The organism is Isosphaeraceae bacterium EP7, assembly GCA_038400315.1.
GTDB lineage: Bacteria > Planctomycetota > Planctomycetia > Isosphaerales > Isosphaeraceae > EP7.
The window spans coordinates 4060306-4081522 of the sequence record CP151667.1; the positions used below are offsets into that span (position 1 = coordinate 4060306).

Consider the following 21217-nt stretch of genomic DNA (forward strand, 5'->3'; position numbering starts at 1 on the left):
CATCACTTCTTATCGGCCGTCCTTGCCGCAAATGAGCGTGAGGAAGGTTACGATTTTCCCATTTCTTTCGATTCGAGCGTACTGATTTTAGAATCTGGGAAAGATGGATGGGAGATGACTTGCGAATTCTTGGCGGTCCACCCAAGTCAAATGTGTTCGGATTTGTCTTTGTCCGTCACGGTTTGCGTTCCTTGACCTGTCGACGAAGGCGGCGAATTTGGTCCTGGGCGACGGGGGCAAATTTCGACCGGAGGACTGGAGCCCCATCGAACCAGGCCTTCGGCTCGACGAAGGCGAAGTGCGCCTCGACCACGAGAATCGTCGGCGCCCCGGCCATGCGGCTGATCTTGGTATAGCTCATCCCCCCCTCATAGGGTTGCGGTTCGGAGCCGGGCGTCCCGTCGCGTGCCAGGGTGGTCCAGGCGTTTGGCGTGGCCGTTTTCTGGCCGAACCTCGGATCGGTCCGTGAGGCCATCACGAGGGAATCGGCCGACCGCGAGACGACGACGTGGTCGGTGGCCGTGACCTGGATCCGGTCCAGCAGCCGGGCCGTCATTCGCGCGTACCATTCGCGGCCTTCCTCGGGAGGGGGTATTTTCAGGGCGTTCAGGTCGCCCGATCCCAGCAACATCGTCTCAACGCGCATGTTGGCCGCCTCGGCCGGGGCCTTGGCCGCTTGCCTGGCGGTCTCGGCCGGTTCAATCACGTCGAGGGGGGCGTGGACCACGAAGACAAGGTCGGCCTGACGAATCGTGTCCCCGGCGGGGGTCTTCTCGTCCCGCACTTTCAGGACGAACGGGGCGTTCACCGAGTCGCGGAGCAAGTCCTCGGCGGCCCGCTCGCCTCCCGCAAGTTCGGCAAGGGCCTTGCGTTGTGCCTCGGGAGTCTGGCCGTCGATGAGTCGCGGGGCGGGTAGCCGGATGGGCGTTTCTCCCAGGCGGACGCCCTCGCCGACGATCTCTCGATAGACGAGGTTCGACGCGTGGGCCGGCTCGGGCGAGTCGAGGGGGAGGGCCAGGATGATCAGGGCCAGGGCTTGGAACATCGGGTCGGGTCCCTGCGTTGACGAGTTGACGCGGGCAAGTTCGCGTCGGGTCGTGCCGATAACCGGGATATCGGCTGTTCGGTCGCTCGGGGTGGAAGGGACGGATTCAGGGATGGGACGAGGACCACGCAGGAAGCGTGCCGCATGGATGGCGACGGCCGTCGCGTTGCTCGCCGGCTGCGCCTCGACGCCGTTCAACGGGACGTTCGACGGCCACGTCAAGGGCGAGGGGCAGATCGCCGCGACGGTGCAGGGGAGCCTGGAAATGAAGCTCCCGGCGGTCCCCGAGCCCGGCGAACTGTCCGAGGTCGTCGTCCGGCCCTCGCCGTCCGGCCCTGGCGGTTCGAGGGTGGCGATCGTCGACGTCGACGGCCTGATCCTCAACCAGAATTTCAGCGGGATCTACTCGGCCGGCGACAACCCGGTGGCGGCCTTCCGCGAGAAGCTCCAGGCGGCGGCCGGAGACGGACGCATCCGCGCGATCGTGCTGAGGATCAACAGCCCGGGGGGCGGCGTGACGGCCTCGGATATTCTGGCCGAGGATCTCGCCCGCTTCCGTCGCGAGACCGGCAAGCCCGTCGTCGCCTGCCTGCTCGACCTGGCGACCGGCGGTGCCTACTATCTCGCCGTGGGGGCCGACCGGATCGTGGCGCACCCGACCACGGTGACCGGCGGGATCGGAGCGATCCTGAACCTGTACAACCTGGAAGACGCGATGGCGGCCCTGAACGTCCGAGCCGAGCCGGTCAAGTCGGGCGAGCTGGTGGACATGGGCTCGGTGACGGCCCGCGTGCCCGACCAGGCGCGTGCCTTGCTCCAGGAAATGTCCGACGGCTTCCGCGACCGCTTCCGCGACCGGGTCGCCACCCTTCGGCCCGCCATGACCGACGCCGACCGCGAGGCGATCGCCGACGGCCGGGTCGTGCCGGCGATCAAGGCGGAACGACTGAAGATGGTCGACCGCATCGGCTACTTGGACGACGCGCTGGCCGAGGCACAAGGCCTGGCGGGCATCTCGGACGCCGAGATCGTCCAGTTCCAGAGGCCAGGCACGGCGGCGAGGTCGATGTATGCGGTCTCGCCCAACATCCCGATCCAGGGGGAAATGCTCCCCCTGAGCTATCCGGGTCTCGACCGCAGCAAGACGCCGACATTCCTCTACCTCTGGCAGCCGGACCCGACGGTTCTGAGGCAGGCCGGCCGATGACCGGGGGCCTTCCCTGGGTCCTCGTCACGGGTGCCGGCGGGTTCGTGGGCGGTCATGTCGCGCGCTTGCTGGCGGCCTCCGGGACCTACCGGGTGCGCGGCCTGGTCCGGCGACTGCCCCGGACGAGGCCCGGCGATCCCGCCATCGACTGGCAGATCGGCGACCTGCGCGACCCGTCCGTCCGCGTTCGCGCCTTGAGCGGCGCCCGCCACGTCATCCACTGCGCGAGCCGGGTTCACCTGGGCCATGATCCCTCGGGCCAGAGCCGAGCCATCAACGTCGACGCCACTCGAGGACTCCTGGACGAAGCTCGGGCGGCCGGGGTCGAGCGATTCATCTACACGTCAACCCTGCAGACCCTGGCCAGCGGCACCGAGGAGAAGCCGGCGACCGAGGATGACCCCTGGAACCTGGTCCCCGTGCGGTCCCCCTACACCGAGACCAAGCGCGAGGCCGAAGCACTGGTCCTGGCCGCCAACTCGGGCCGGATGCAGACCCTGGCCCTCTGCCCGGGGATGACAATCGGCCCCCGCGACCCGGGCCCGACCTCGACCGAGGTTCTCCTGACGATGTCGAAGACGAGAATCGCCCTGCTGCCGGCCGGCGGAATTCCGGTCATCGAGGTCGAGACGCTGGCGACCGCCCACGTCAGGGCCCTCGACCGGGGCGAGCCCGGCCGGCGCTACGCAGTCATCGGCCCATATCTTTCCTTCCGCCAGCAGGCCGAGATGGTGGCGTCCATCGCCGGGCGACCGCGACGGATCCTCGACCTTCCCGACTGGTCGTCGCCGCTCCTCACTTCCATCGCAGGTGGCCTGGACCGGTTGGCGACGGGCCGTTGGCTCTCAGTCTCCCGGGCCGTGGTCGCGGGAGGCTACCTCCGCTTCCACGTCGACGGAGCCCGAGCCAATCACGTCTTCGACCTGCACCACGGCCCGACGAAGGCCGCAATCCGCCGCTCGCTGGTCGACAGCCGCGACCAGGGGATGGCCCCCTGGCTCCGCGACGTCGACTTGAACGGTGACGATTCGCCCGACTGCGGGGCGACTTCACCCTAGAGCCTCGGGTCCACCGGCTCGCTTTCCAGGGCCAGGACGCCGAAGACGCACTCATGCACTCTCCGCAAGGGCTCCTTCCGGACGAACCGCTCCATGCCCTCGATGCCCAGGGCGAACTCGCCGAGAGCCAGCGAGCGCTTGCGCCCCAGGTCGCTCGACCGCAGCCTGGAGAGGTTCTCATCGGCCGTGTACTCCGGCCCGTAGATGATCCGCAGGTACTCTCTCCCCCGGCACTTGACGGCCGGCTGGGCCAGCCTTCGGCTCCCTCGGTGGAGGAACGACAGCGGCTTGACCACCATCACTTCACCGCCCCACGACCTCCTCGGTCGGTCCGGCGTCCGTCGACTCGCTCTCTGCCCGCGTCTCCTCCGGGATGAGCCGGTCGAGGGATTGCCGGACGAGGCTCGGGCGAAACTTGAGGTAGCGTCGAGCGATCTCCTCCTTCTCGGAATTCCTCGGTGAGCCATGCGGGCGCGATCTTCTGCCTTTGTCGCTGGCGAACTGCGCTGGCCCTGCATTGCCCGCAGGGCCTCGATTCGTCATCGATGAACCCGAGCTGAGAATTGCCGGCCGACCCATCGAGAGGCGTGGACAGGACGACGTGGCCCCGGTTCGGCCACGAAGGCAGAGTCTCTTGAATACGATCGGCGACGGGAGGAAAATCACCGGGACCGATGAGCGGGAGGCGGGGGCTGCGCATTGACTTCGATCAAGGACTAATGGGCATGTTGTTATGCCTTGAGGACGCCGAGCAGTTCTTCCGAATCCACAAGTCGCTTATGTTGTTTGTGGGCAGACGGCTCAATTTGATCGATTGTAAGTATGCGTCGCCCAAATCCTTCGAGAAGCTCCCGCCGAGCCAACGACTCAAGGTCCACGAGGCGTTGCTCGACCACATGGATTTGATCGACGCATTCGCCGATGAGAATCCGCAGCGGCTGGTGGAGGACGACATCGAGATCGCCCGGTCCTGGACCAATCTCGTTTCGGGCGAGTTCTTCGCGTTCCGCCAGCTCAAGCAAGAGATGATCTTCCTCTCCGCGGACGAGCCGGTCCTCGCCTATGGAGTGCTCGCCTTGTTCGATCCGTTCGAGGTCGTGATCGGCCCCGATCTGCCGCGATTGATCCGCACGACGCTCGTGCCGTTCAAGGGAAAAATCATCTACGACGGGCTCGCCATCGTGCACGACATCAGCTTCGGCGGCGGGGTCAAGCGGATCCTCGACGAGACCTACAAGGAGGCCAAAGCACGGAACGAAATCATCAGGTCATTGCCGCACCACGCCAAGGGCACTGAGGCGGCGAGGAAGAACGACGTCTCGGGGAAGCGTACGCCAGTGGCTGCGTCGTCGGCAGCACGCCCGGCCCATGACCGGATCGTGGCGCTGATCGATGCGTTCTGTCGGGAAGAGCTGGATGAGGAGTATGCCGAGCTGTGCCGGAAGCTCGCGGGCATCCTGGTTCGTAAGCGGCCCTCGCCGCTGGTTCGGGGCAAGCCTGAATCGTGGGCCAGTGGGATCGTCAGGGTCATCGGCTGGGTGAATTTTCTCGGCGACCCCAGCCAGCCGCATCATATGAAAATGACCGACATCGATCGGGCGTTCGGCGTCTCCGAGGCGACCGGCTCGGCGAAATCGATGGAGATCCGCAATCAACACGGGATCGACCGGATTGATCCCGAATGGATGCTGAAAAGCCGTATGGAACAAAATCCGCTGGTGTGGATGATCCGGGTCAACGGCATGATCGACGACGCGCGGGACCTGCCGAGGAAGGTCCAGGAGGAGGCATTCCGGAAGGGCCTCATCCCCTTCATCCCCGACCCACGGGCGGGTAGGACGGCCGAGGATTGAGCCGTTGCCGAAGCCGTCGGCGCTTGTGAATCCTCGAGAAACTCTGACTTGGACGCCGAGATGACCAGCCCGATCTTCGCCCCCGGCCCTGCTCCAGACACCGTCCGGGCCGCCGACGGAACGGTGCTTCACGCCCCGGAAGGATGGATCCTCCTCCCGCCGGGAGACGCCGGGCTCACGCGTCGGGTGAAGATCGCCGGCGAGCACTGGGTCATCCAGGAGAAGAAGGGGCGGAAGAATTTTTCCAGGGGCGTCTGGGCCCCGTCCGCGACCATCGAGCGGATCCGCGCCGACCTGGAGGCCGAGCGGTCCACCGAGACGTTCGCCCGGCGTAAAGCGTCGGACGCACGCCGCCGCGAGGGGGTCCAGGCCAGATACGTCGATGATTTTCACGGGGCGGTCGTGCACTTCCTGGCGTTCCACCCTGCGCACGCCGAGCTTGCCAACCGGCTGGCCCGGGCTGTCGCCGATCATGCAACGCCGGTCGGCAGCGGCACGGTCGCCAGGACCGAGCGGATCCCCCTCGAGCAACGTGCCGAGGCCGCCGTCATCGCCTGGATGAGGCACCAGACGACCGCGTATGACACGATGGTCATCCCCAGAGAGAAGGGGAAGCGACGAGAGGTCCGTCGTCAACTCGCCGGGCGTTCCCAGGAGTTGCTGGGCCGATATCGCCGGGGCGATGACACCCCCGAAGCATGTCTGCTCCGAGCGGCGTTAGATTCCAAGATGCCGGGGTGAGACGGGTGTCACGCCGCACGGATCTCCGAATCGAAATAGAGCGGGCGAGGGGATTCGAACCCCTGACGTCCAGCTTGGGAAGCTGGCATTCTACCACTGAATTACGCCCGCGAGCTCCGTTAGAGCTCTTTGAAAACTCCCCGACTAGGACTCGAACCTAGAACCTAGCGGTTAACAGCCGCTCGCTCTACCGATTGAGCTATCGGGGAATGCGTGTGACTTTAGCGAGTTCCGGGACGCATTACAAGGGCGTTCCAGAGAGTCTTTTCAGGGGTCGAGAAAGGCCGCGGGAAGCCGGCGTTTACCGACGTCAGTCTTTCAGGACGGGAGGCTTGGAGGCATGGGCTTCCATCGCCCGCTCGAGAATCCCCACGATCAGGGCATTCAGCGAGGCCTTATCTTCCTTCGCCCAACTGGCCAGCTGCTCGTGCAAGACCGGTGGCATCCGGATCTGGAAATGGACGACCGTTTCGGGCATGAGGGAGCACTCCGCAAAGGGGCCGCGCCCATCGGACGGACGCGGACACGGCGACCGGATCACGGCGTCAGATTGGTGACGTCGCCGAACCGAAGACGTTGCAGTATACAATGAAACTCGCGAGGCGGGCAAAAATCTCGATGCGGCCTGCCGCCGCGAATTTTCTCGCGGCCCTGGCCTCTCGGCTTGGTCGGTTCGCATCCAGAGATATCTATGATGCTCGGCCGCACGCTCGCTGGCAAGTGTCGGATCATCCCCGCGTCTGATTTTCGCGATGCGCGTTCGTTTTTCGCGATAAAGGCGAGGAGGGCTTGCGTTAATGATGCATGAAAGCGGGCAAGATGGCCGCGGCGCCGACGCGGCGGACGCGGTCGAGGGGGTGCCCGACTCCCCTTCCATCGAGCACATCGTCAGGCTCTTCGTCGAGCACTGGGGCGGCATGGCCCGGTCCTGGGGCATCAACGCCACCATGGGGGAGTTGTTCGCCCTGCTCTACATCTCCGGGGAAGACTGGACGGCCGACGACCTGAAGGAGCGATTGAGCATTTCACGCGGAAATGTCAGCATGAATCTCCGCGAATTGATGGCTTGGGGGGTCGTGCACAAGGTCCACAGGCAGGGGGAGCGGCGCGAATATTACCGGGCAGAATCCGACGTCTGGACCCTCTTCCGCCGGATCCTCGCCGAGCGCAAGCGTCGCGAACTCGACCCGACGCTGGCACTCCTGGAGCGGACGGCGAGCATGGTCGCCGGCGACCCTGGCTTGGAACGCTACCGGGACCGAGTGGTGGCCCTCACCCAGTTCTTCGCCATGATCGACGGGCTGTCCAATCGCCTCATCGAACTCGAATCCGACGAGGTCCGGGGGTTGGCCGACCTGTTCTCGCCCCCCGAATCGGGCGACTGATGCCCAAATGTTCGAAAAAATTTCTGGGCGCCCCTGTCCACGGGGGCCCGACGGGCCTAGAAGGAACGTGCGGGCCGACCAAAGGCCCGGCGAACCATGAGCGAACGACCCCAGCAGGCCGTCCACGCAATCTGGGCGGAAGGCGTGGACAACCCGCCTTGTCGGTGGGGCCTGCCGGGGCCGTACTTCAGTCGAGGGCCGCGGCGCACGGGTGCCGCGGCCCTCTCCCTTTTGTCGGTCGCGGGTTCGCGCGAAATCGGGTTATGGCGGCGATGGTTCGGCCGAGGACAGGGCGTCCTGGCGATCGCTCCGTTTCGTGTTCCGCCCGACGTAGGGCCACGCGAGCCAGATCCTGGGCCGGGGATCGAATTCGAGGGGGTGCGGTCCGCCCGACCGTGCTGGACGGACTCGACCGGGCTCTCTGGGCACGCGCACGCGGGCAACCGGCGTGGAAGGTGTCACCTGGTTCGTCTAATATGAAAGGACAGGCGAGAGGCCGAGACGCCAGTCCGGTCAATTTGACCTCGCCCCCCGCGTCGGTTAGGTTCCAGGGACCGCCCCCTTCGAAGTGGTCGCCCTATCGAGGGCCGACCTGTTCGTCGCCGACCTGCCTTCGATCCATCCTAGCGGAGTCCGTCATGAGCACCGAGTCGGTCGACCAGTATTATCCCGGCCTGGAGGGCGTGATCTCCAACGAGACGGCCATCTGCAACTTGCAGGGCAAGCAGGGCAATGGTGGCCTGGAATATCGGGGATACCGGATCGAGGACCTGGCCGGCCGAGTTTCCTACGAAGAGTCGTCGTTTCTGCTGCTCCACGGCGACCTTCCCAACGCGTCGCAGCTCCGCGAGTTCGACGCCCGGCTGAGGGCCAATCGAGGATTGCCCGCCCCGCTGATCGAGCTGCTGCGTCACATCCCCAAGAATGTCCACCCCATGGACGTCCTGCGGACGAGCGTCAGCACGCTGGCCCACTTCGACCCCGACGTCAACGCCGACCCCACCGACCACGCGGCCAACGTCCGCAAGGCCGAGCGGATGGTGGCCCAGATGGGCACGGCCGTCGCCTATCGAGAGCGCCTCTCCACAGGCCACGAGCCGATCCCCCCCCGCGACGACCTGGATTACTCGGCCAACTTCCTGCACATGGTCAGCGGCAAGGTCCCTTCGGAGACCATGCGCAAGGCGTTCGACCTGTCGATGGTCCTCTACACCGAGCACGAGCTGAACGCGTCGACGTTCGCCGCCCGTGTGACGGTCTCGACCCTCTCGGACATCTATTCGGGGATCGTCGCGGCCATCGGCACCCTGAAAGGGTCGCTGCACGGCGGGGCCAATGAAGAGGCCTGGAAGGTGCTCGAGAGCGTCGGCTCTCCCGACAACGCCGAGCAGTGGATCCAGGATGCACTGGCCCGCAAGGCCCGGATCATGGGATTCGGCCACCGCGTCTACAAGACCGGAGACCCCCGCGCCCAGATCCTCAAGGAATACTGCATCGCGCTGTCCAAAGAGATTGGCGACGACCGCTGGGAGAAGATCGCCGAGCCGATCGAGCGTGAGGTGACGTCGAAGAAGCACCTCCCGCCCAACGTCGACTGGCCCAGCGCCCGGCTCTATCACTACATGGGCCTGAACCTCGATATCTATACCCCGATGTTCGCCATGGCCCGCGTCTCGGGCTGGTCGGCCCACGTCATCGAACAACTCGACAATAACCGCCTGATGCGCCCCAGGGCCCGCTACATCGGCCCGCCCAACCGGCCGGTCAAGCCCCTGGCCGAGCGAGGCTGAGACTTCCTCGCCCGTCCCACGGACCATCGTCATTACCCCGGAGAGACTCGCACGGGCGATCCTCTCCGGGGTACGCACGCGCGCTGTCGTTTCTCCCCCATGCCCGGGCTCGTCGGCCACCGAGCCGCTTCACCATCGACCATGGTTTCGTGGACGATCAGCCGGGAGGCTCGATTTCGTCGAACTCGGTCAGGCGGCCGGTGAACCGTCCGGTTCCCGAGGCCTTGGTGGTCCAGTTTGACTTGATAACGCTATAAAAAGGCCGCGATGCTCGATGGACTGGAGATGGTGCCGGAAATTTCGACGAATCTTGCACCGTTAACTAGGCTTTCTCCGTGGGCGGTATGGCGCCACGTCCTGCAGCTCGAATTGTCCGGGCGATCTGCGTACGCTAGAATCCGTCGGTCGAGGCGAAGATCGACACCGCCCACCCCCACATCCCCGCTCCTCCCATATCGAACGAGAATCAGGTCAACTCCATGAATCACATCAACGCGATCGACCGAGAATCGCTCCGGGACAAGGTCAATTCGTCCACGCCCGTCAAGAATTTCTGCATCGACAACTTCCTCGAGCAGTCGTTCGCCGAGAGCGTGCTCGCTTCCTATCCGTCGTACGAGGAGGCCTGGAATGTCGGCCAGACGTTCAAGGCCGTCAATGAGCGTGGCAAGGTGCAGGTGACGGACTCGTCGAAGTTCGCCGAGCCGGTGGCCGAGTTGAACCGGACGCTGGCCTCGCCCGAATTCCTCGACCTGATGTCGTACGTCTTCGACATCCCCAAGCTCCTGCCCGACGACGCCCTCGTGGGCGGCGGGATCCACCAGACGGGCCCTCGGGGGCTGCTCGACGTCCACGTCGACTTCAACTACATCAAGGATCGTGAGCTGCACCGTCGGCTCAATATCCTGATTTACTTCAACAAGGATTGGAAGCCGGAGTACGGCGGCAACATCGAGCTATGGGACGCTGATGTCAAGGTGTGCCACCACACCTTCTCGCCCATCTTCAACCGCTGCGTCGTGTTCGAGACCAATGAGATCAGCTACCACGGCGTGACGGCGGTGAAGTGCCCGGAGGGGATGTCTCGCAAGTCGTTCGCCGCCTACTACTACACCAAGGAAGCCCCCGCCCACTGGACGGGCGAAGCCCACTCGACGATCTTCAAGGCCCGGCCCGATGAATTCATGAAGGGCAATGTCATGATGCCGATCGAGCAGGCGAAGCGGCGATTCTCGCGCGCCCTGTCGGGCCTCAAGAAGAAGATCAAGGGGAAGTGAGATCCGGGCCGCCGGCCGGCGAGAGCTGTCTCGTCGGCCTGGGCAGGTGGGTGCATGAAAAACCCCGCCCTGGTGGAGAACCACCAGGGCGGGGTGAAACCGGCTCGATGGCCGGGGATGTTTAGCGTCGCAGATCTCGGACGGTCACTTCGGCTGGTCGCCTTCGGCCTCGGGGGCAGGCGCGGGGGCGGGGGCGGTGGTCGGTTCGCCTTCGGCGGGTTCGGCGGGGGTACGTCCCCCCTTGTCCCGGAGCAGTTGCTTGACTGCGGCCTTGTTGATGTACTCGGTCTCGCCCTTCGCTCGGGGCAATGACGTGAAGGTCGAGTAGCCCATGTAGGTCAGCAGACGCTCGATCGGCATCGGCCGGACGCCGTTGTCGCGGGCGACCCGGCGTGCGTCGGAGAGTTCCTTGACGAAGTCCTGGTCGGCCTTCGACGGCACATACGACGACTTCTGCTTGTCGAAGTAGGGGTCGCGTTCGTCGATGACGTAGGCGTAGAGCCGGCTGGTGATCTCGCCAACGCCGCGGCCTTCCTTGGGGGGTACGCCCAGGTGGTTCGTGGTGTAATACCGATTCACGGCGCGCTCGCCGGGAATTCGGTCACCGCTGGGCGGGGGGAGGTCATAGACCACCACTCCGCCGGCCGATTCGATTAGGCGGATGAGGTCGGCCCGGTCGTCGCGGCCGTCACGATTGATGTCGATGTTCCCGATCAGGGCGAACTGCTGGGGGTCGTTCGCGCTCCAGGCGGCCGAGTAGACCAGGTCTTTCTCGCGGATCGGGTCGGACAGCGACATCGTCTTCACCACGCGGGCGACGCTGTCGGTCTCGCCGACGGAGAGGATCTGGATGATTCCCTTGGGCTTGTCGGTCGGGATCCCCGCTGCGTCCTTGTCGAAGACGGAGAATTCCATCTGCGGCTTGGCGCCCATGGCCCGATTCAGATTCACGCGGACCTCGCCCCGACCGGGATCGACGAATGTCACCCGGGCGTCGGCCTTGTCCAGGCGCGAATCATTCTTGTCGGCCAGCTCCTGCAAGTTGCGGTTGACTCCCTGGAGCTGGGAGTACTTCTTATTCAGGGCCTCAATGGCCTGGTCGGACTGGGCCTTCAGGTTGGAAAGCTCGCTGGAGAGCGTGGCGATCCGCGTCTGGTACTCGTCGACCTTGGCGTTCAGGTCGGCCCGCTCCTTCTCGTGCTGCTCGTGCTCTTTCTGGAGGTCGTCCTTCGACTTGTTAAAGCCGGTGGTTTCCTCGGCGAGGCGGGCTGAGGAGACCTGGGCGGAATTCTCCAGCCGCGTGCGCAGCTCCAGGTCGTTGAGGCTCAGATTGGTCGCCAACCTGGCCTGGTTGAGCAGGAGATCCTTCAGGCGGATCAGCGAATCCTTGTAGGTCTTGTTGGGGTCGGATTCGTACTGCGTGGCCAGGCCCTGAATGCTGGCGGTGAGCTCTTCGAACTTCGGATCGTTCAGGCCGGCTGCCTTGGACTTGGCGATGGCTTCGTTCACTTCCTTCGCCGCGTCGCGGATCGACGCCGCGATGGCGTCCTGATCCTTCTTCATCGCCGCCTTGGCCTGCTCGAAGTCTTCGATCGAGCTGTAACCGGCCTGGGTCTTGAGGAAGTTGGCCTCCTGGACGGCCAGGCTGGCTTTATTGTCAGACTCCGACGCTTTACGCTCGGCGGCGATCTGCTTGACCGACGCCTGGTCGTAGCTGGAGTAGAGGAAATACGACGTTACGGCCAGGATCACCGTCAGCGACACGAATGCCGCCACGGCAATCTTCAGGCCCTGAGACTCATTGGGCGCTGGAGGCATCTTGGAGGCTCCCGACGGCGTTCCCGCTCGCGCAACAGGGGCGGGCTAAGCCGGATTGCTGGGGAATTATGTCACACGAGTCGGGTGCGAAGGGCCGCGATGCCCGAAATCGAACTGTTGACCTGGAGGCTTTGGGCAGAGACGGTGGTTTACACAATCTTAATGCCCGCGGCCCCGCGAGTCAAAGGCCTGTCCAAGAGTCGAGCCGTCGTAACCCCGACAACCCCGCTTTGCGGGCGAACCTCTCTTTATTGACGCCCGAAGGCGCGAGATCGTTCACGATAAACCGCAGAATCGTTCCATATTTCTCGGTTTCGTTTCGAAATGAGAAACGCCCGACCTGTCCCCCGCATGATTGCGTGACCGGTCGGGCGCCTTGTTTATCGGTGGCTGCGGCGATTATTCGACGACCCGGACGTGAAGATCGCGGAGCTGCCGGCTGTCGACCGTGCCGGGGGCGCCGGTCATGAGGTCGGTCCCCTTCGCGGTCTTGGGGAAGGCGATGCAGTCGCGGATGTTCGTCAGGCCGCAGTACAGCATGACCAGGCGGTCGAACCCAAGGGCGATGCCGCCGTGGGGCGGGGCCCCATTGCGGAGGGCCGAGATGAGGAAGCCGAACTTCTCGTCGGCCTGCTCGGGGCTGAGGCCCAGGAGCTGGAAGACCTTGGACTGAATGGCCGGGTCGTGGATTCGGATCGTCCCGCCGCCGCATTCCTCGCCGTTGACGACCAGGTCATACGCCTGGGCCCGGACCTTGCCCGGGTCGGTCTCCAGGAGCGGAAGGTCCTCGACCAGGGGCATGGTGAACGGATGGTGCTCCGAGACGAACCGGTTCTCGTCGGCGTCCCAGGCGAAGAGCGGGAAGCGGACGACCCAGGAGTAATGGAAACTCTTCGGGTCGTACAACTTCAGCTCCGACGCGAGCCGGATCCGTAGGTTCGACAGGGCCTGCGAGCTGACCGCCTGACTATCGGCGACGATCAGGATCAGGTCGCCAGCCTTGGCGTCGAACTTCGAGCGGAGGTCGGCCTGGGCGTCGGGCGGGAAGAATTTGGCGGTGGGACCGGCGAATGCCTCGTCCTCGACCTTGAGCCAGACCAGGCCCTTGGCCCCGAACGTCCCGGCGTATTCCGTCAGACCGTCCAGATCCTTGCGGCTGTATCGTAACGCCCCGCCCGGGACGCATATCCCGCGAATCCGGTGGCCGGCTTCCTTGGCCATCTGGAAGACCTTGAACTCGGTCTTATCCGCCACGTCGGCGACGTCCTTCAACTCGACGCCGTAGCGCAAGTCGGGCCGGTCATTGCCGTAGCGTTCCATCGAGTCGTGATAATCGACGCGCGGCAGCGGGAGGGTCAGCTCCTCTCCGCCGAACTCACGGGCCAGGGAGGCGATGAGCGTCTCCATGGTCGTCATCACATCTTCGTGCTCGACGAACGACATCTCGACGTCGAGCTGGGTGAACTCGGGCTGGCGGTTGGCCCGCAGGTCTTCATCCCGGAAGCAGCGTGCAATCTGGAAGTAGCGGTCGAAGCCCGCGACCATCAGGAGCTGCTTGTAGATTTGGGGAGACTGCGGCAGTGCGTAGAAATGCGCCGGCGAGGTCCGGCTGGGGACCAGGAAGTCGCGGGCCCCTTCTGGGGTGCTGCGGCCGAGGACGGGGGTCTCGATCTCGAGGAATCCCTGGTCCGTCATCGTGTTGCGCATGACCTGGGCCATGCGGTGGCGGGCGATGAAGACGTTCTGGAGGGCCGGGCGTCGAAGGTCGATGTAGCGATACTTGAGCCGGAGTTCCTCGTTGGGCTCGGCCCCCTGGATCTCGAACGGCGGGGTCGGGCTGGCGGTGAAGACTTCCAGCTCGCTGACGCGCACTTCGATCTGGCCGGTCTTCAGCTTGGGGTTTTCCTTCCCCTTGAGCCGGGGGGCGACGGTCCCCTTGACGCCGATGACGTACTCGGCGCGCAACTCGCGGGCGGCGGCCTGAAGGTCGGCCCCGGCCTCGGGTTCGAAGACGACCTGAGTCAGGCCGTAGCGGTCGCGGACGTCGATGAAGACCAGGCCCCCGAAGTCGCGCCAGGAGTCGACCCAGCCGTTCAGCACGACCGTCTTGTCGACGTCTTCGCCGGTCAGCTCGCCGCAGGTATGTGTCCGTTTCAGCATGGTCGACGTCGCCGGCCGAAGGGCCGCTCGCAGGGGGTTCCGATGGGCTCCGGGAGGCTGTACGGTACCCCCGCCCCCGCCGGAACGTCAAGCTCCCCAAGGGGTGCGGACGCCGGCGGGGGCGTGGAGGTTCGGTGCCCCTCGATCAGTCGGCGGCACTCTCGTCGCGGATCGACGCGTAGGCCTTCCTCGCCACATCATAGGCGGCCTGCGCGGCGGGAAGATCGGCGGCGCGGATGAGCTTCTGCTTCTGCGACCAGCACTGGTCGACCGACTTCAGGCACCATTCGGCCGACTTCCTCGACGCCCGGATTGGCTTGCCGTCCACGACGACGAAGACGGGGTTGGTGTGCGACGACGGATAGACCCGGAGCGCGACCCAGCTCGAGCGGTCGATGTCGACGTCGAACTCGACGTCGTGCTCGGAGCCGTCGGCCTCGACCTCGCGGCGGGCGACCGACTGGCCGTTGACGATCAGCTCGACGGGCACCTTCCGGGTCGCGCCGACCCGTGCCCGCTCAACGTCCCAGTAGGGTTGGTCGTGCAATGGCTTCGATCGGATCGCCTCGGTGGCCGGGGTGATCTGGGGTTCGAGCCGGGCGAAGACCCTGGCCGTCGCCTTCACCTTGCCCGGGGCCGCGATCCGCGTCTCGGAGCCCGCCTCGCCGACGCCCAGGCCGTTCACTTTGAAACCGACGAGATGGCTCTTGCCGTCGGAGACATAGGACCGGCCTTCCTTGATTCCCTTGACCCAGGTGTCGAAGTCGAGCTTCTGGCCACCCAGGTTGACATAAGACCTTCCCAGGCCCACCTTTTCGTCGTAGATGCAGGGGAAGTCGGTCTCGCCGCTGATGCGGCATCGGTAGCCGCAGTTCAGGGTGTGATACCAGATGTTCAGCTCCCAGGGCGCCGGGGTGTCGACGGCCGAGATGAAGTCGACCGCGTCGTGCACGACGTCAACGATGTACTCGTTGGCGCCGATGCCGTCGAACGGCGGGACCTCTTCGCTGGGGATCTTGGTGTCCTTGATCGCCAGGCCCCAGCCCGAATGCGAGTAGCCGACGACCCCTCCCTGGCTCTTGCCCCACTTCAAGACGGGCAGGTCCCAGCTCGGCCATTCCTCGATGCGGGTGGTCCCCGGATAGTCGTCCTCGGTCAGCCTGAGCAGGCAGAGGTGGCCCGAGCCCGACGAAGGGAAGCCCGAGACCTCGACGTCGTAGCGCATCAAGGTCGAAGGCGTCGAGAGCGGGTGGACCTTGCCGCCGAAGTAGCTTTTCTGGGCGTACCAGCAAGGGCCCCAGGCGAGCACGCAGCCGACGTCCAGGTTTTCGCCGACGATGTGCCGCATCATGTCCTCGGGCGTCACCCCCTCGGTGGGACTCTCATAGTGCGAGCAGCCCGCGGCGTGGACGTGGTGGTCGCCCGAATACCAGCCCAGCTCGGCCGGGTGGACCCAGCGCTTGAGCTGGAACGATTCCTCGACCCGCGACTTTCCGGGCGGGATGACCACGGTGCGAGTCTCGGCCAGATACTCGGGGCCGCGGCCGACCTCGACGGTATAGGTGCCGGGCGCCAGCAGGATCGACTCGCCGTCGGCCCGGTAAACCTGCGGGTGGAAGAAGAAGTCGGGGGCCAGCCTGCGCGACTGCGACGGGCAGACTCGGCCCAGGGCATCGCGGACGACGAACGAGGCGGTCGTCGGCTTGCCGTCGACATCCTTGACGTTGACCGATAGCTGCGCAGCGGCCTCGCACTGGAAGAGGAGGTCGACGTCCGACCGCGAGGCGAGATCCTGGGTCCCCTGGCCAGCGTCGAACTTGAGCCTGGCCTCGCGGCGGCCTGCATCCCGGCTGTAAAGCTGGATCACCCTGTATTCGAGCGGCAAGCCCGAGAGCGTGCGGGTCAGCGGGCGATCGTCGAAGGTCGACGCGTCGAGCCAGCGGTGGGGGACCTCGGAAAGCGGGACGGTCGGCTTGGGGTCGGGCTTGCCGGACGACCTGGTGTAGAGGGGTGCGGCGTTGGGGCTGGTCAGTCGCAACTGAGACGTGAGGCCCGCCTGGTTGTGCACCTTGACGAGGAACGCACGCCAGCCGTGCTGGACGAGGGCAGGGGCGGCCTCTCCGGGCGCGACCTTCACCCGACCCTCGGGGTTGATCTCCACGCCGACGAGGCAGAGCGGGTCGAAGACTTCCTGAATCTCCTGAGCCGCGGCGTCCTGATTGGTCAGCTTGAGGGCCTTGGCCAGCCGCTCCCTGGCCGCCGAGGAGAGGGGCTGCCCGAGGGCATCCAGGGCCTCGACGATGCGGGCAGCCTGGGCCGCGAGGGGCTGGAACTCGACTCCTGTAACCTGGGGAAGTTCCTCGGCGTTGGCGGCGGCCGCCAACGCGAGGGCCATGACGAGGGCGAGAGAGGGACGGATCGGCATGGCGGCGGCTCCTCGAAGGATGTCGCGCCGGGCATCGGCGTACTCCGAGAGATAAGCCAACGGTCGTGCCCACGCAACGGAAAAAGCGTGACCCGCCCTCGGAGTTGGGCCTCGACTCAGCGATGTCGAGCCGGCAGGAAGACGGCTCGCTCGGTGGAGATTCCCAGGGCGTTGGTGGTGCGCAGGGTTGCGACACGGCCGGGCCTGCGGTCGGAGTCTTTCCCTGTCAGAGTGGCTCTGGCACCGACCGCGTCGGCGCGGAAGCGGCCCTGGCCGGGGAGGCGGTCGAAGTCCCAGGCGTAGGTGAGGCCGGTGTTGCGGGGATGGTTGGCCCGGCCTTGCGGGCGGGCGTTGAGCGTGCCTCCTCGCATCGTGACGGCGATATTCGCCGTCGGCGTCAAGGCGCCGAGGATGGCCGCCTTGATCGCCTGGTGACCCAGGGCGTTGGGGTGGAGCGTGCCACGGGTCGCCAGCGGTCCGGTCAGGCCCACCGGGCCCTCGAACAGGCTCGCTTCTCGCGCCGTCCTCAGGAATCGCAGGTTTCCGAGGCTGTCCTGGACCTTGGGGGCGTCGTAGCCATGCCCCAGGAATGCGGCGGAGATGTTGGTCAGGTAGGTCCAGCCGTTGGCCTTCGCGGCGGCCGCCACGTCGAGATTCAGCGGGATCAGGATCGATTTCGAGACGAAGTAAGACTCCGTCGCCGAGATCTGCGCCAGCGGCACCACGTCGAAGACAGCAGGTCCCCACCAGGGTAGGGTGAACGGAAGGCCGTTATTCGGGTTGATGAACGTGCGGTTGATCCGCAGCGGGTCCGGATACTCGGTGATGAACGTCGTCCCTGAGCTGAACCCCACGGCATTCAGCGCGGTCTGGACGCTCGCGTAGTCGGCAGGGAGCGCCGCCGCGAATACCTCGAAGGCGTCGAGCACAACGCTCAGGGCCCTCGAGGCCGCGATCGCCGCATCGGCCCGTTGCAGGATCCTGTTGACCTGATTCGGGGCGAACGAGGTGGCATTTCCAATCACGTCGGTCACGACGATGTCGCTGACGACCAAGCCTTGCGCCAGGGTGGTGAACCCGACGTCATTGCCGCCCAGGGAGATGAAGAGCTGGTCGGCCGGGCGGTTGCCGACGATGGCCTGGATCAGCTTCGTCTGCGGGGTCAGCGTGTAATTCGGGTCTTCCTGCCCGACCGCGGGCACGGCGCCGATGGCCGTCTGGGTCGTCGCTCCGCTCTGCGAGACGTGCACGAAGGTGACCGACGTGTGCGGGTCGGATCGCTCCAGGTCGAGGGCGTACTGGGCGGTCGCGGCCACGGTCGACCGGTGCGACTGGCGATTGTCGTTGGTCATGTTCAGGCCGAACGGGGTCGCCCCGTAAAAGCCGTCGGCCCCGTCGGCCCAGAGCGCGGTGCTCGTCTGCGTGAAAAATCCGGCCGCGGCCGTGAACGCCACCCCCGGAATCGTCTGGTTCAGGTCGCTGGTCTGAAGGTAAGGGATGGTGTCCGACGGGAAGTAGTCGGGCAGCGAGAGCTCCTGGATTCGCTCCGGGTTCCCTTCGCCTGAGCTGTAGCTGTCGCCCAGGCTGACGATGAGGATGTCGCGGACGCTGACGGACCGCTCGATCGTATTGACGACCACACCGCCCACCACCTTCTGGAAGGTTGTCGCGTAGGTCACGCCCGGGACGCTGACCGTCGGCAAGTTCCCCGAGGCGATCTGCGCGGCCGTGCGCTGGACGATCGTCGGCGAGCCGGTGCTGGGCTGCATCGTCCACTGATAGATTGTCGAAGGGGCCGGGTTCGGGTCGTCGAGCACCGAGAAGGTCAGCGTGAGCGCGGCCGGCTGGGCATAGGTCGCCGTGTTGGGCAGGTCGATGAGGCCGTTCTTGTTCAAGTCGAGCCCGAAACGCTCGGCCATCGCGAAGTCGAAGTCGACGGTCAGAAGTTGACGTGACTCCAGGTGCTCCGCAGTTGGACGCGCTTGATGTCGGGACGACGTCTTCCGAACGATCTGGCTCATCGATGCATCCTCTCGATGGTGATTGGACTGGATCCAGAAAAGTTTGGCCGGTCCGCTCCTTTGGCACAATGGGCAACCCAGGGGCTTGTTGCTGTGTGCGCGTTGCGGGGAAGTTGGCCAGGAGTCGGCGGCCCTCGGCAGGTGCGGCGGGGCCCGGGTTGCGGAAACGGGCGCGAATGGTGTTGCCGGGCGGGAGCCCTTGGCGTATGGTCCCCGCGCCGCCCGGCCGATGCGTCACCTCGAAGCGGTGCGCGCCGGCGGGCCCGAGTCGCGTCGAAGGTTGTTCGGCGTGGCAGACGGCCCCGGACGCTGAAGCGCCCGGGCGGGCCGACCGTTCGGGAGGTCGAGGACGGATCGCCCATGAAATGCCCGCGGATTCGAGTGCGCCGGCGAACGGCCCTGCTGGCCCTGGCCTTCGCCCCCCCTCTACTCTGGACACTGCTGGTTCTGGCCGTCCCCACCGAGTGGGCTCGCGCCCGGCTCGCCAAGCGGCTGGCCCGCGCCTCGGGCAGCCCGGTCCGACTTGCCGGCGTGAGCCTCGGCTACTTCGGCGGCCTGACCCTCAGTGATCTCCGCTTCGGCGGCAAGGACCCCTGGTTGCGCGTCGAGCTTGCCCGGGTCGACATCGGCCTGCTGCACATGCTCGTCGGCAACGGCGAATTGACCGAGTTCCGCGTCGACGGCTTCGACCTGCGGGTCCACCGCCTGGCCGACGGGTCGCTCGAATGCGGCGACCCGCTGGCCGCAGACCCCGGCCCGGACACCACGCCCGACGATGCGTCCGGCGGGGCCCCCACCTGCGGGCTCCAGGTCGTCGCGAGCAACGGCCGGGTCCGCGTCCACGACGAGCCGACCGACACGCTCCTGCAAATCGATCGGGTGGAGGGGCACGCCACCTGGGAAGCGGGAATCGCCAGGCTCGAAGAGCTCAAGGGGGAAGTCAACGGCGGGACGATCGCCCTGGCGGCCTGCCTCGACCGGTCGACGGCGATCACGCGGGTTTCCGGGCAGCTTGTCGTGGCCGACGTCGCCCTGAACCGGCAGACCGACGTCCTTTCGATGCTCATCCCCGTCCGCTCGAAGCGGTCCGACGGCTTCGACGGCCAGGCTGACCTGAGCATCTACCTGCAGGCGGAGGGGCCGAACCCACGACAGCTTCGCGAGAGCCTGCGAGGCACCGGAGTCGTCGAGCTCAATCCGATCCGGCTGGACAGCACGGGCCTCTGGGCGGAACTCTCGGATGTGCTCGGCCTGCCGGCCAAGGCGAAGGTGGGCTCGGCTCGCAGCGACTTCAAGGTCGGCGGAGGCAAGGTCTCGACGGAGAATCTCACTTTGGAAGTCTCCGGAGCCTCGGTGGTGATGGCCGGCTCGACCGACTTCCAGGGCGGGATCAACTACACCATCCGCCCCGACAACCTGAGCAGCCGCCTGCCGCGGGAAGCCCGACAGATCCTCGACGAGGTGCAGGGAGATCTGTCGGAGATTCTCACCCTGCGAGTCCGCGGCACTCTAGAATCGCCGGTCATCGAGGGAGGCCCGCTGGGGTCGCCCGACGATCCCTCGCGGCGCGGCCAGGACGCCCGGCTCAAGTTGATCGGCCGCAAGCTGCGCGAGAAGTACCTGCGCTGAGGCCGCTCCGCTCGCCTGCGTTCCTTGATTTGGCTGGTTGGCGAGTTTAGAATCATCCGGGGTGGGGAGGAAGGATTCAGCCCCGCCCGTTCCCCGATCCCGACCCGATCCGGAGGGAGTCGTCTCCATGCCCAAGCGAGTCTGGATCGCCGCCCTGAGCATTTGGCCAGGCCTGCCGCAGATCTGGTCGGGCCAGGAAGTGCTCGGCCTCATCCTGGCCGCGCTCTTCGCGGCCGCCCTGAACCTGGCGGTCGTGACCCGCTTTATCTGGACCGAGTCGTTCGACCCGCGCCTCTCGGGCTTCTTCGTCGCCATCGCCGTGCTCGGCTGGGCGGCGAGCCTGTGCTATACGCTCTGGTGGATCTGGCGTTGCCACCCGGAACGCCATCGCGACGAGATCGATCGCCTCTACCGCGACGCGATCGAGTCGTACCTCCAGGGGCGCTGGAACGAGTCGAGGCGTCGGTTCGAGCAGATCCTGACGATGGACGAGACCGACGCCGACACCCTGATGCGGCTGGGGACCCTCTTCGTCCGGACGGAGCAGCCGGGGTCGGCCCGGCGTGCGTTCCGGCAATGCCTCGAGCTGGAGGGGGGCGCCAAGTGGCGTTGGGAGATTAACCGGGCCCTGGCCGGCCTGGACGGGGATTGAACCGACGGGCCCGCCAGCTCGTATGCTAGGATGGGTCGGCCTCGGTCTTGCATTCTGGGCGGCGGTTTGCGGTCATGAAGGGGCCTCGGACGCGGTCGGCAGGAATCCTCGCCTAGTGCGGGGCGAGACGAGTCTTGACCCGAAGGATCGATGCGC

General features: G+C 65.9%; 15 protein-coding genes, 2 tRNA genes and 1 pseudogene. 9 read left to right on the plus strand and 9 right to left on the minus strand.

Going from position 1 to position 21217, the window contains the following annotated elements:
- Positions 1–175: 175 nt before the first annotated feature.
- On the minus strand, positions 176–1045 hold the full coding sequence (locus tag EP7_RS15700) for a hypothetical protein (protein ID WP_463522317.1): 870 nt from the start codon (positions 1043–1045) through the stop codon (positions 176–178).
- 112 nt (positions 1046–1157) lie between these two features.
- Between EP7_RS15700 and EP7_RS15705 the strand changes: the two genes are divergently transcribed.
- Both EP7_RS15705 and EP7_RS15710 read left to right on the plus strand, forming a co-directional pair.
- Positions 1158–2252, plus strand: a complete 1095-nt coding sequence (locus EP7_RS15705) for a S49 family peptidase (RefSeq protein WP_463522319.1) — start codon at positions 1158–1160, stop codon at positions 2250–2252.
- Positions 2249–3310 (plus strand): NAD-dependent epimerase/dehydratase family protein, encoded by a 1062-nt coding sequence (locus tag EP7_RS15710; RefSeq protein ID WP_463522321.1) that lies wholly within the window; start codon positions 2249–2251, stop codon positions 3308–3310. Before EP7_RS15705 ends, EP7_RS15710 begins: the two co-directional genes overlap by 4 nt.
- Here the strand turns inward: EP7_RS15710 and EP7_RS15715 are convergent.
- Positions 3307–3621, minus strand: a pseudogene (locus EP7_RS15715) (polynucleotide kinase-phosphatase); the annotation flags it as partial. The gene EP7_RS15710 and the pseudogene EP7_RS15715 overlap by 4 nt on opposite strands.
- 414 nt (positions 3622–4035) lie before the next feature.
- On the opposite strand from EP7_RS15715, the gene EP7_RS15720 reads away from it, so the two are divergent.
- On the plus strand, positions 4036–5163 hold the full coding sequence (locus EP7_RS15720) for a DUF6398 domain-containing protein (RefSeq protein WP_463522323.1): 1128 nt from the start codon (positions 4036–4038) through the stop codon (positions 5161–5163).
- A gap of 60 nt (positions 5164–5223) precedes the next feature.
- On the plus strand, positions 5224–5904 hold the full coding sequence (locus EP7_RS15725) for a DUF2293 domain-containing protein (protein ID WP_463528426.1): 681 nt from the start codon (positions 5224–5226) through the stop codon (positions 5902–5904).
- Positions 5905–5943: 39 nt separating this feature from the next.
- Here EP7_RS15725 and EP7_RS15730 read toward each other — a convergent pair.
- The 3 genes from EP7_RS15730 to EP7_RS15740 form a co-directional block, all read right to left on the minus strand.
- A tRNA-Gly gene (locus EP7_RS15730) sits at positions 5944–6015 on the minus strand.
- A gap of 25 nt (positions 6016–6040) precedes the next feature.
- Positions 6041–6113 (minus strand) — tRNA-Asn (locus tag EP7_RS15735).
- Positions 6114–6214: 101 nt separating this feature from the next.
- The gene (locus EP7_RS15740) at positions 6215–6382 is read right to left on the minus strand and encodes a toxin-antitoxin system HicB family antitoxin (protein WP_463522325.1); all 168 of its coding nucleotides are present in this window, start codon (positions 6380–6382) and stop codon (positions 6215–6217) included.
- Positions 6383–6701: 319 nt separating this feature from the next.
- Here EP7_RS15740 and EP7_RS15745 point away from each other — a divergent pair, with 319 nt between their 5' ends.
- The 3 genes from EP7_RS15745 (at position 6702) to EP7_RS15755 (ending at position 10356) form a co-directional block, all read left to right on the plus strand.
- The gene (locus EP7_RS15745; protein WP_463522327.1) at positions 6702–7289 is read left to right on the plus strand and encodes a GbsR/MarR family transcriptional regulator; all 588 of its coding nucleotides are present in this window, start codon (positions 6702–6704) and stop codon (positions 7287–7289) included.
- Between the two features lie 638 nt (positions 7290–7927).
- Positions 7928–9079 carry a citrate/2-methylcitrate synthase gene (locus EP7_RS15750; RefSeq protein ID WP_463522329.1) on the plus strand — a complete coding sequence of 384 codons (1152 nt, stop codon included), beginning with the start codon at positions 7928–7930 and terminating at the stop codon, positions 9077–9079.
- A 479-nt stretch (positions 9080–9558) separates the two neighbouring features.
- Positions 9559–10356, plus strand: a complete 798-nt coding sequence (locus tag EP7_RS15755) for a 2OG-Fe(II) oxygenase (protein WP_463522331.1) — start codon at positions 9559–9561, stop codon at positions 10354–10356.
- Positions 10357–10500: 144 nt separating this feature from the next.
- Here the strand turns inward: EP7_RS15755 and EP7_RS15760 are convergent, their stop codons facing one another.
- The 4 genes from EP7_RS15760 to EP7_RS15775 form a co-directional block, all read right to left on the minus strand.
- Positions 10501–12174, minus strand: coding sequence for a coiled-coil domain-containing protein (locus tag EP7_RS15760; protein ID WP_463522333.1), 1674 nt, complete (start codon positions 12172–12174; stop codon positions 10501–10503).
- 399 nt (positions 12175–12573) lie between these two features.
- A complete protein-coding gene (gene aspS, locus EP7_RS15765; protein WP_463522335.1) occupies positions 12574–14334 on the minus strand; it encodes an aspartate--tRNA ligase in 1761 nt (586 codons plus the stop codon).
- A gap of 145 nt (positions 14335–14479) precedes the next feature.
- Positions 14480–16759, minus strand: coding sequence for a CehA/McbA family metallohydrolase (locus EP7_RS15770; RefSeq protein WP_463522337.1), 2280 nt, complete (start codon positions 16757–16759; stop codon positions 14480–14482).
- Between the two features lie 116 nt (positions 16760–16875).
- Positions 16876–18780 (minus strand): SGNH/GDSL hydrolase family protein, encoded by a 1905-nt coding sequence (locus tag EP7_RS15775; RefSeq protein ID WP_463522339.1) that lies wholly within the window; start codon positions 18778–18780, stop codon positions 16876–16878.
- 360 nt (positions 18781–19140) lie between these two features.
- Here EP7_RS15775 and EP7_RS15780 point away from each other — a divergent pair, with 360 nt between their 5' ends.
- Positions 19141–20409 carry an AsmA family protein gene (locus tag EP7_RS15780; RefSeq protein ID WP_463522341.1) on the plus strand — a complete coding sequence of 423 codons (1269 nt, stop codon included), beginning with the start codon at positions 19141–19143 and terminating at the stop codon, positions 20407–20409.
- A 127-nt stretch (positions 20410–20536) separates the two neighbouring features.
- Positions 20537–21061, plus strand: a complete 525-nt coding sequence (locus tag EP7_RS15785; RefSeq protein WP_463522343.1) for a tetratricopeptide repeat protein — start codon at positions 20537–20539, stop codon at positions 21059–21061.
- Positions 21062–21217: the final 156 nt, after the last annotated feature.

Excerpts from the sequence above, each read along its gene's own strand:
- EP7_RS15700 (WP_463522317.1), bottom strand. The coding sequence starts at position 1,045 with ATGTTCCAAGCCCTGGCCCTGATCATCCTGGCCCTCCCCCTCGACTCG.
- EP7_RS15705 (WP_463522319.1), top strand. The coding sequence starts at position 1,158 with ATGGGACGAGGACCACGCAGGAAGCGTGCCGCATGGATGGCGACGGCC.
- EP7_RS15710 (WP_463522321.1), top strand. The coding sequence starts at position 2,249 with ATGACCGGGGGCCTTCCCTGGGTCCTCGTCACGGGTGCCGGCGGGTTC.
- EP7_RS15720 (WP_463522323.1), top strand. The coding sequence starts at position 4,036 with ATGTTGTTATGCCTTGAGGACGCCGAGCAGTTCTTCCGAATCCACAAG.
- EP7_RS15725 (WP_463528426.1), top strand. The coding sequence starts at position 5,224 with ATGACCAGCCCGATCTTCGCCCCCGGCCCTGCTCCAGACACCGTCCGG.
- EP7_RS15740 (WP_463522325.1), bottom strand. The coding sequence starts at position 6,382 with ATGCCCGAAACGGTCGTCCATTTCCAGATCCGGATGCCACCGGTCTTG.
- EP7_RS15745 (WP_463522327.1), top strand. The coding sequence starts at position 6,702 with ATGATGCATGAAAGCGGGCAAGATGGCCGCGGCGCCGACGCGGCGGAC.
- EP7_RS15750 (WP_463522329.1), top strand. The coding sequence starts at position 7,928 with ATGAGCACCGAGTCGGTCGACCAGTATTATCCCGGCCTGGAGGGCGTG.
- EP7_RS15755 (WP_463522331.1), top strand. The coding sequence starts at position 9,559 with ATGAATCACATCAACGCGATCGACCGAGAATCGCTCCGGGACAAGGTC.
- EP7_RS15760 (WP_463522333.1), bottom strand. The coding sequence starts at position 12,174 with ATGCCTCCAGCGCCCAATGAGTCTCAGGGCCTGAAGATTGCCGTGGCG.
- aspS (WP_463522335.1), bottom strand. The coding sequence starts at position 14,334 with ATGCTGAAACGGACACATACCTGCGGCGAGCTGACCGGCGAAGACGTC.
- EP7_RS15770 (WP_463522337.1), bottom strand. The coding sequence starts at position 16,759 with ATGCCGATCCGTCCCTCTCTCGCCCTCGTCATGGCCCTCGCGTTGGCG.
- EP7_RS15775 (WP_463522339.1), bottom strand. The coding sequence starts at position 18,780 with ATGAGCCAGATCGTTCGGAAGACGTCGTCCCGACATCAAGCGCGTCCA.
- EP7_RS15780 (WP_463522341.1), top strand. The coding sequence starts at position 19,141 with ATGAAATGCCCGCGGATTCGAGTGCGCCGGCGAACGGCCCTGCTGGCC.
- EP7_RS15785 (WP_463522343.1), top strand. The coding sequence starts at position 20,537 with ATGCCCAAGCGAGTCTGGATCGCCGCCCTGAGCATTTGGCCAGGCCTG.